This window comes from Thermoanaerobacterium thermosulfurigenes, from assembly GCF_051201035.1.
GTDB classification, from domain to species: Bacteria; Bacillota; Thermoanaerobacteria; order Thermoanaerobacterales; family Thermoanaerobacteraceae; genus Thermoanaerobacterium; species Thermoanaerobacterium thermosulfurigenes.
This window is the reverse complement of record NZ_JBPODR010000044.1, coordinates 1-9,604: the sequence shown is the minus strand read 5'-3', so window position 1 is coordinate 9,604 and position 9,604 is coordinate 1. Positions and strand designations below refer to the sequence as shown.

Sequence of the window (9,604 nt, the reverse complement as noted above, 5' to 3'; positions counted from 1 at the left end):
ATGGATTTACTATTACCATATATTCAACTAGATGTAAAATATAAAAATTCTTGTAAAGATAAATTTTTTGCTGGAATTTTGATGCGAAATCTCTGTTGCGAACTGAAAAAACTTGATTAATTTCAACATATATTGTATAATGATATAAGTGAACGAAACGTTGAAATGGTGCGCGTTAGAGGCACTAAAGGGGAATAAACGATATTCGAAAAAAGTGGCCTAATTGGGACTACGAATCAAAAGGCCACGGGTTCGAATCCTGTCGGGCGCACCACTATGATATTGACAAATTTGAAAATTTATATATAATATAAATCATGCGCCCGTAGCTCAGCAGGATAGAGCAACGGTTTCCTAAACCGTGTGCCGGAGGTTCGAGTCCTCTCGGGCGCACCATTTGTGTGATTAAGATGTACAACGAGTTTATGAAGGCTGCTATAGATGAGGCTATTATAAGCTTTAAACTTGGAGAGATGCCGGTTGGTGCAGTTGTAGTTAAAGATGGCATCATTATTGGCAGAGGCTACAATCTAAAAGAAACAGAAAAAGATGCGACGCAGCACGCTGAAATCAATGCTATAAAGGATGCTTGCAAAAGCATTGGCGATTGGAGGCTTAATGGTGCATCGCTCTATGTCACATTAGAGCCATGTCCAATGTGTGCAGGTGCAATAATAGAGTCTCGGATAAAAAGAGTGTATGTAGGCGCAGAGAGTCGTGATAACGGTGCTGCAGGTACTGTATATGATCTTTTAAATAAAAAAGCAGAAGTTTATTTTGGCATCATGGAAGATGAGTGCAAAAAATTGATAAATGATTTTTTTAGTAGACTAAGGTGATCTGGAGAGATGGCTGAGTGGTCGAAAGCGCTCGCCTCGAAAGCGAGTGGGCGGATTCCCGCCTCGTGAGTTCGAATCTCACTCTCTCCGCCATGGAAATATCATGGAGAGATGGCTGAGCTGGTCTAAGGCGCACGACTGGAAATCGTGTGTACCCTCAAAACGGGTACCGAGGGTTCGAATCCCTCTCTCTCCGCCATTAAATGTAATTCCCATCTTAATCCATAACATCCATTAAAAATTTCAATCCATGTGTTGATTTTTACATATAGACGATGTATAATAGGTCTTGCATTGCACAAAATAATGTTGTAAGTTAAAAAAGACTTACATGGCCGTACTAGATGGGGAGGTAGCGGTGCCCTGTAACCTGCAATCCGCTATAGCAGGGTCGAATTCCCGAGCCGAGGCATGATTACTGTAAGGCTGGCATAAGTAAGTGATTATGATATTCAAGTCCTCCGCAATGGAAATTTGTGAACCCCGCCAGGTCTGGAAGGAAGCAACGGTAAGCAAATACTTCCATGTGCCGGGGGAGTGCTTGAGTGGAGTTAACTGCTTATGTAACGCTTATGGTAACATGACAGAGTCGGGTGTGCGGCCTTTTTATTTTATTATATTTTACTAAAAAAAATTTTAATATGTACATAAAAAATATTTTATCAAAAAAATATTCTGATATTTAAAATTTGTGTAAAGTTTTTTTGGGCATTGTCGACTATACTAATAGTGACTTTTACTGCTTAGGGAGGTATTTATGTTTAGAAGTTATCGCAATCGTTTGTTTGTCATAATATTCGGAGTTTCAGTCTTTGTATATCTACTTTCGTTTGTCCACATAGTAAAAGGCATAGGCAATAACATATTTGCTTCTTTTTTGATATTGTTTATTTCGGCTTTTATAGCAATGACAGAGTCAAAGCACTTGTCATATCCAATAGAAAAGTTGAATAAAGGCGTTAAACGTATAATAGATGGTGAATACGATTATAATATCGATATAGATGTTTCAGAAGAATTTGTAGAGTTATCAAGAAGTTTTAGAGAAATGTCACATAAGCTAAAGTCAACTTATGAAGAGTTAAAAAGGGAATCTCAGGAGCTTTTAAAGAAAAACAATGAATTGCAAGATTACTATGCAGAGCTTGAGGCGTCTTATGAGCAGATGGAAGCTGTGACAAACGAACTTGAGAAATCGGAATCAAGGTATAGGACACTGGTAGACAATATTTCAGATATTCTTTGGTTTACTGATGGTGAATACAATATAGAGTTTATTAATAATAGATCAGTAAGATATTTAGATTACATGCCAGACGAGATGACAGGCAGAAAAATCACAGAATTCGTTCATGACGACGATAAGAAGATCATGGAAGATCTGATGAATGGTAGAATAAGCATGGCGGAAATAAAATTCAAAAAAAGAGATGGTTCAATACTTCTTACAGAAACGAGAGCTAAGGTAATAAAGAACAATGAAAATGAGATAGTGGGAATTCAAGGTTTGTCGAGGGATATAACTGATTACAATAATGCGAAAAAAGAGATAATGGAGAGAAATAGGCAGATTCTGGCTATAGGAAATGTGACGCAATTGCTGACTAAAAATTTAGAACCTCGAGATGTTCTATATTCTATTGCTGAGAAAATATCCACCATACTTTCTTCACCACTTTGTACCATAAGGACAATAAATGAGTCAGGAAGATTAGAGCTTATGGTAGCAGCAGGGGAATTGAGAGACATGCCTCTTTTAAAAGAGTTGTCGTTGTCGTCGGATGAAAATGTTAAGCTTCTTGTTTCAAAAGAAATTACTGTTTTGGATCCTAATAAATTCCCGATAGATGATAATTTGCTTTTGCGATTGAAAGAATTAAATGTAAAAAACGTAATAGCTGTTCCACTCATATCTAAAGATAAGGCTGTGGGAATCTTAAACATATTAACAACTTCAAGGCTTGCCAATGATATAAGCTTGTTGAGATCTGTTGCTGATAGTGTGTCTGTTGCCATAGAAAATGCAAATCTATATGACGACATGAGGAATTGGTACTTTAGGACCATCGATGCTTTGGCTTATGCTGTTGAGGCAAAGGATAAGTATACTAAAGGGCATTCACTTAGAGTTTCGAAGTACGCTGCAATTATAGCTGAAAGTATGGGACTGCCGAAAGATGAAATAGAAAAGATAAGGATTGCTGGTTTGCTGCATGATATAGGAAAGATAGGAGTGGCTGACAGTATACTTACAAAGCCTGGTAAGCTTACAAACGAGGAGTACGACAAGATAAAGCAACATCCAAAAATATCAAGGAAAATATTGGAACCTATTGGATTATCTAAGGATATAATAGATGGAATTGAAAAGCACCATGAAAGATATGATGGGAAAGGATATCCATTTGGGCTTAATGACGACAAGATACCGCTGATTGCTGCGATACTGTGTGTGGCAGATTCATTTGATGCTATGACATCTGATAGATCGTATAGGAAAGGGATTTCCTTTGACGAAGCCTTAAATGAATTATTGAAGTACAAAGGCACCCAGTTTAATCCGAGGGTGGTTGACAGCGTAATATCTATATACATGAGAGATAGAAAAAAGATGGAGAGGATTAAAATAGAAACGGAAATAGCAAACTAAAAGGATATAGAAAAGTATCCTTTTTTTTGTTACAATTAAGTAAATGAGGTGTTTTTCTATGTACCAATCACTGTACAGAAAGTATAGACCCAGAAGCTTTGGGGAAGTTTTGGGGCAAAATCATATTGTCAGAACTTTAAAAAATCAGATAAAAAGCGGACGAATAGGACATGCATACCTTTTTTGCGGTACAAGAGGTACAGGCAAGACAAGTGTTGCGAAGATTTTTGCAAAAGCTGTTAATTGTCCTAATAGCTTAGATGGGGAGCCCTGCAACAAATGTCAGATATGCGAGTCTGCCAATAACAATTCTCTAATGGACATAATAGAGATAGATGCGGCGTCGAATAACAGCGTTGATGATGTGAGAGAATTGAGGGACAACATCATATATGCTCCATCTTCATGTAAGTACAAGGTGTACATTATAGATGAAGTCCATATGCTATCTGGCAGTGCCTTTAATGCCCTTTTAAAAACACTTGAAGAGCCTCCACAGCATGCGATATTTATTTTAGCTACAACTGAGCCAAACAAGATACCTGCAACTATTTTGTCAAGGTGTCAAAGGTTTGACTTTAAAAGGATATCATCGAAAGTCATTTCACAGAATATAAAGAAAATAGCTGAAGACAGCCAAATAAATATAGACGGTAAAGCAATTGCACTGATTGCCAAGCATGGAAATGGCTCTATGAGGGATGCTATAAGCATACTTGAGCAGTGTGCTTCATACAGCGATGTTTTAACGTATGATGATGTGTGCGATATACTCGGCACTGTAAATGATGATACGTTGTTTGCTTTAGTGAATAGTTTAAACGATAGAGATGGAAAAGAAATCATAAAACAGATAGATAAGTTGATGCTTTACGGCATAGACGTAAATAATTTGGTGAAAGCTCTGTTATCTTTTTTGAGAGATGTGATTGTATACAAAACATGTGGTGATGAGTCAGAAGAGATATTAGAAACAGAGATAAATGATGTAATCGAGAAGGCATCTTTATTTGATATGGCGTTTTTATCAAATGCGTTAGAGAAATTGATAGATCTTCAGGGGAAAATAAGATATGCTCAATCTCCCAGAATAATGCTGGAGATAACATTGCTTAAGCTTATAAATCCGGAAATCTCACCTGATATAGACAGCATATTAGATAGACTAAATAAGTTGGAGAATGTGATTAAAAGCGGTAAGATGATGCCGTTTGTAGAGAAGGATATTGTCGCTAATGATAAAACTTTAAAATCTGAGGGGGTTTTTGATGATGTAGTGATAAAAAAAGAAGCGAAAAAAACTGATGATATAGTTGATAAAGTAGATAAGAACATTGAGATAAATGTGAATGAAGTTTTCAAAAAACTATTAAGCATGATAAAGAAAGACAGACCGATGATTTTTTCTTTTTTAAGCTTAGGCAAACCATATTTGAAAGATGGCAATTTTGTGATAGAATATCCAAAGGAGCATGTGTTTTACAAAGAAGAGCTTAATAAAATCGAAAATAAAGATTACATCAAAGATGTTATTAAAAGACTGACAGGTAATGATTACAACATAGTTTTTGCTATAGAAGAAAAAAATGAAGATGAACAGTTAATTGAGGCAGTAAGAAAATATTTTGGCGATGTAGAAATAATAGATTGATTAATCACTACTGAGTCAAAATTAGCATATAAATAAGAGAGAATACAAAATTAATTAGGAGGTATTTGGATGGCTAAAGGAGGATTTCCTGGCGGTTTTAACATGAACAACATGATAAAGCAAGCGCAGCAGATGCAGGAGCAAATGAAGAAAATGCAGGAGGAGCTTGAAAACAAGACTGTTGAGGAGTCTGCAGGCGGTGGAGCTGTAAAGGTAGTGGCAAATGGCAGAAAGGAGCTTATAAGCATAAAGATCGATCCGGATGTCGTTGACAAAGACGATGTAGAGATGCTGGAGGATCTTGTATTGGCTGCAGTAAATCAAGCTTTAAGAAGTGCTGAAAAGATGATTGCAGAAGAGATGGGAAAAATAACAGGAGGTTTCAACATACCTGGCTTGTTCTGAGGTGAGTTAATTAATGAACGTATATTCGAGGTCATTGTCAAGGCTTATTGATGAATTATCAAGACTTCCCGGCATTGGACGCAAGACAGCTCAGAGGCTGGCGTTTTACATCTTAGATATGCCTTTAGACGATGTTGTTAACTTGTCTAATGCTATTTTAGAGGCAAAGAACAATTTAAGATACTGTAAAAAGTGCTATAACTTTACTGACAGTGAGCTTTGCAGTATATGCAGTGACGAGACGAGGGATACACATACCATATGTGTAGTTTCCGATCCTAAAGACGTAGTAGCGATGGAAAAGACGAGGGAATATCGAGGATTGTACCATGTACTTCACGGTGCAATATCGCCTATGGATGGAATAGGGCCAGAGGATATAAAAATTAAAGAATTGCTGGAGAGGATAAAAGATACCGAGATTAATGAGATAATATTAGCTACAAATCCAGATATAGAAGGCGAGGCAACTGCCATGTACATTGCAAAGCTGATAAAACCTTTTGGAATAAAGGTAACAAGAATTGCACACGGTGTACCAGTAGGCGGTGACCTCGAATACACAGATTCTGTAACACTGTCCAGAGCTTTAGAAGGCAGAAGGGAAATGTAAATTAAAGTTTACTGAAAATTAATTTGACATAAAATTTGTTTGGATTATAATATAATTAAGACTGGTGAAGGAGCTCACCATTAAATGCGATGATGCTAATGGCTCCTATTGGGTATACTACCTGATAGGAGTATATTTATTACTTAAAATGAAAATGGAAGGGTGATTTTCATGGAATACATCTATATAGGAGTAGGCGGCTTTTTTGGGGCAATATTAAGATATTTAATTTCTACTTATTATCAAAGTATATTGCATACTGTATTTCCTATTGAGACATTTTTTATAAATATTTTTGGGTCATTTTTGCTGAGCTATATTTCAAATTTAACCCTGGAAGAATTTAATATAAATTTCAATATAAGACTTGCTATTACGACAGGATTTATAGGTGCCTTCACTACATTTTCTACGTTCACTAAAGAGACTATGGATCTAATGAGAAATGGGAGAGTCGCAGTTGCAGTAACGTATGTCCTTCTGTCAATACTTATAGGATTTATTATGTCTTTTATGGGATTTGAATTAGGAGATAAGACAGCAAAAATAATTAAAGGGCGTGAAGAAAATTGATGCTAAATATGCTGTTAGTAGGCTTTGGAGGAATTTTGGGAGCAATATTAAGGTATGAAATATCCAGACACATAAAAGAGAGTAGGGAATTTGTAGTGCCATTAGAAACATTTATTATAAACGTAACAGGTGCCTTATTATTAAGTTTTTTATCAAGCCCTAAGCTTGTCCATCTATTTAATAAAGATGTAAAATTGTTTATCATGACGGGTTTTATAGGTGCTTTTACTACGTATTCCACATTTTCTCATGAGACAATAGATCTTTTTCGAAAAAAACATTATATACATGCATTTTTGTATTCATCTGTTACTGTCGTCGTTGGACTTATTGGCGCTTTTTTAGGATACTATATTGGAAGTTTGTTTTAAATAATGTACTATAGAAGTATAGAAGGAGGGAGGTATGAGATTTTGATATTAGACTATTTTAGATTGCTTTCAGCGTTATCGCTATCATTAGATGTGATGGAAAAAAGAAATTTTGGACATGCGAGAAAAGTTGCCTATGTTGGCATAAGACTGGCACGAAATATTGGCGTTAAAAACGACGAAGAATATAAGATCTTTTATTCTGCCTTTTTACACGATATAGGAAAAAGCGATATAGTTGAGGACATTAACCATGACAGCACGTGGAAGCATTCGCTAAAGGGAAGTGAATTCGTAAAAGAAATGCCGAAAGGGGATGAGTTTTCTGAAATCATCAAGTATCATCATGAAAATTGGGATGGAAGCGGATATTTCCATCTTAGTGGAAACTCCATTCCTTTAGAAGCACAGATAATATATTTAGCAGATCAATTTGACATAAGGTACAGCATTATATCCAAGAAACTCAATGAGTACGATACAAGGGAAAACATAAAGAAATGGCTTGATTTAGAATCCGGAAAGGCGTTTAATCCACTATTGGTAAGTGTGTTTAAAGATCTAATGAAACAAGAAAAGTTTTGGCTGGATTATGAAAATTATAATCAGTTTGATGTCTTAAAACCGTACATAAAAAATGAAATTATGGTGCTCGGAATAGATGCTCTTGAGAATATCGCTGAAGTTTTTTCAAAAATAATTGATAACAAAAGCCATTTTACGTACAACCATTCAAAAGGCATTTCTGAAATTGCTCATAAAGCAGCTACAATTTCTGGATACGATCAAATTACAGTTCAAAAGGTGAAGATAGCAGGTCTTTTGCATGATTTGGGCAAGTTGGCCATACCAAATGAAATATTGGACAAGCCAGGAAAGCTTACCGAAAAAGAATTTATGACGATAAAGTCTCATACATACTTTACTAAAATAATACTACGTGAGATAGGAGGAATTGATGATATAGCTGAATGGGCTGCAAATCATCATGAGAAATTGGATGGCTCAGGGTATCCAGAAGGACTTACTGGAGAAGACCTTGATGAAATTTCAAGGCTTATGGCTGTTTGCGATATATACCAAGCACTGACAGAAGATAGACCTTATAGAAAAGGTGTGTCACATATTGAAGCAATCGATGTGATCTATAAATTGGTCAAGCAAAATAAGGTAGATGGGAAATCGCTGGAGATAATAAGAGAAATACAAAAAGTGAACAAATAAGTATACTCATCCATATAACTGTCAATAATATGGATGAGGAGGTATTATATGGGCACGCTATATAAAATTTTTAGGGAGATATCAGCTACAAAAGAAGAAACAAATGATGAAAATGATGCTTTGATAGATGAAGTAAAAAACACCATGAGACAGTTAAAAGATGCGGAAATGTATTTTCAAAGTGTTACAGATCCTGACTTAATTGATCAAGCTATTTACAACATAGAGTCATTGAGAAAGAAGTATACTTATTTACTTAAAAAAGCTAAAGAAAACGGTGTGAATTTTGATAATTTCAATTCGCTTATATCATAATTTGTCCCCCTCTTAATATAATAATCATAGGATGTATTAAGGGGGAATTTTTATGAATTTAAGCATTGAATACAATATAATAATAGCATATGTAGTGGGACTTTTTTTATTATACATACTTGGGTGGTTATTGGTTGTACCGAGAAAATTTCTTATAAGGCTTATTTTAAATGGAGTAGTAGGAGCATTAGTCTTATTTTTTATAAATATGGCTGGAAAGACATTTGGAATATATGTCGGCATAAATCCTATAACAGCTTTAGTTGTAGGCTTTTTAGGCATACCTGGAGTGATTTTGCTTATTGTGTTGCAGTATATCGTGTAATATAAATTTCCAAATAATTATAAGTGTAAATAATCTCCTTAATAGAAATAATAAAAAAGGTAATATTTTATTAAGGAGGTTACAAAGATGACTGTAAAAAGCGATATCGAAAAGGCTGTTGCTGCAGCACAGTCTGCACTTGGAACGTATGCACAGTTTGCCAGCGCGACAGATGATCCAGCAGCTAAGCAGATGTTTCAGCAGATGCAGCAAGATATGCAAAGGCACGTAAATATGCTAAACAATAGGTTGAATTATATAAATTCAAATAACAAATTGAATCAACAGCAGCAGGCTACACAGCAAGTGCAAAATATACTTTCAAATAAAAAATGAGTATTTGAGGCATCTATTGATGCCTTAAAAATTTTACATAAAATTAACATAAAACGAGAAAAAATAAAGCATTTATGAGATAATTAGATATAAAATGAATTATTGGCTGTAATTTGGGCAATAGGAGCATTGCAATATAAATAATAAATGTGGTATATTAATAAAGCACAGATTATTCGACTGTATATATTGATTCTAAAATTATTTACCACAAAATACCAAATAGAAAGCAGTTGACAGAGAGAAGATAATGTGGTAATATAGACGATGTCGCGATAAGCGGCGAGGGAAATGAACCTTGA

At 35.2% G+C, this 9,604-nt stretch carries 11 protein-coding genes, 3 tRNA genes, 1 other RNA gene and 1 riboswitch; all 15 genes read left to right on the top strand.

Translation table 11 applies throughout. From position 1 onward, the window contains the following. Positions 1-319 precede the first annotated feature (319 nt). The 15 genes from HNR52_RS11520 (at position 320) to HNR52_RS11450 (ending at position 9,302) form a co-directional block, all read left to right on the top strand. Positions 320-396, top strand: a tRNA-Arg gene (locus HNR52_RS11520). A 14-nt stretch (positions 397-410) separates the two neighbouring features. Further along, on the top strand, positions 411-839 hold the full coding sequence (locus HNR52_RS11515) for a nucleoside deaminase (protein ID WP_041592155.1): 429 nt from the start codon (positions 411-413) through the stop codon (positions 837-839). Positions 840-842: 3 nt separating this feature from the next. Further along, positions 843-932, top strand: a tRNA-Ser gene (locus HNR52_RS11510). Positions 933-944: 12 nt separating this feature from the next. Continuing rightward, positions 945-1,038, top strand: a tRNA-Ser gene (locus HNR52_RS11505). A gap of 136 nt (positions 1,039-1,174) precedes the next feature. Next, positions 1,175-1,440: signal recognition particle sRNA large type (gene ffs / locus HNR52_RS11500), an RNA gene on the top strand. Positions 1,441-1,596: 156 nt separating this feature from the next. After that, a complete protein-coding gene (locus tag HNR52_RS11495; RefSeq protein ID WP_435620638.1) occupies positions 1,597-3,489 on the top strand; it encodes an HD domain-containing phosphohydrolase in 1,893 nt (630 codons plus the stop codon). A gap of 58 nt (positions 3,490-3,547) precedes the next feature. Continuing rightward, positions 3,548-5,140 carry a DNA polymerase III subunit gamma/tau gene (gene dnaX / locus HNR52_RS11490; RefSeq protein ID WP_435620637.1) on the top strand — a complete coding sequence of 531 codons (1,593 nt, stop codon included), beginning with the start codon at positions 3,548-3,550 and terminating at the stop codon, positions 5,138-5,140. Positions 5,141-5,209: 69 nt separating this feature from the next. Continuing rightward, on the top strand, positions 5,210-5,545 hold the full coding sequence (locus tag HNR52_RS11485) for a YbaB/EbfC family nucleoid-associated protein (RefSeq protein ID WP_013786874.1): 336 nt from the start codon (positions 5,210-5,212) through the stop codon (positions 5,543-5,545). Positions 5,546-5,558: 13 nt separating this feature from the next. Next, the gene (gene recR / locus HNR52_RS11480) at positions 5,559-6,158 is read left to right on the top strand and encodes a recombination mediator RecR (protein WP_435620636.1); all 600 of its coding nucleotides are present in this window, start codon (positions 5,559-5,561) and stop codon (positions 6,156-6,158) included. A gap of 54 nt (positions 6,159-6,212) precedes the next feature. After that, a riboswitch (Fluoride riboswitch) is annotated at positions 6,213-6,273 on the top strand. A gap of 56 nt (positions 6,274-6,329) precedes the next feature. Continuing rightward, positions 6,330-6,731 (top strand): fluoride efflux transporter CrcB, encoded by a 402-nt coding sequence (gene crcB, locus HNR52_RS11475; protein ID WP_435620635.1) that lies wholly within the window; start codon positions 6,330-6,332, stop codon positions 6,729-6,731. After that, the gene (gene crcB / locus HNR52_RS11470) at positions 6,731-7,102 is read left to right on the top strand and encodes a fluoride efflux transporter CrcB (RefSeq protein ID WP_435620634.1); all 372 of its coding nucleotides are present in this window, start codon (positions 6,731-6,733) and stop codon (positions 7,100-7,102) included. Before crcB (HNR52_RS11475) ends, crcB (HNR52_RS11470) begins: the two co-directional genes overlap by 1 nt. Before the next feature lie 42 nt (positions 7,103-7,144). Beyond that, positions 7,145-8,326, top strand: coding sequence for an HD-GYP domain-containing protein (locus HNR52_RS11465; protein ID WP_435620633.1), 1,182 nt, complete (start codon positions 7,145-7,147; stop codon positions 8,324-8,326). 48 nt (positions 8,327-8,374) lie between these two features. Then, positions 8,375-8,641, top strand: coding sequence for a DUF2508 family protein (locus tag HNR52_RS11460; RefSeq protein ID WP_013786879.1), 267 nt, complete (start codon positions 8,375-8,377; stop codon positions 8,639-8,641). A 52-nt stretch (positions 8,642-8,693) separates the two neighbouring features. Beyond that, the gene (locus HNR52_RS11455; protein ID WP_274893705.1) at positions 8,694-8,966 is read left to right on the top strand and encodes a pro-sigmaK processing inhibitor BofA family protein; all 273 of its coding nucleotides are present in this window, start codon (positions 8,694-8,696) and stop codon (positions 8,964-8,966) included. A gap of 87 nt (positions 8,967-9,053) precedes the next feature. After that, positions 9,054-9,302, top strand: a complete 249-nt coding sequence (locus HNR52_RS11450) for a DUF1657 domain-containing protein (RefSeq protein ID WP_013296629.1) — start codon at positions 9,054-9,056, stop codon at positions 9,300-9,302. Positions 9,303-9,604: the final 302 nt, after the last annotated feature.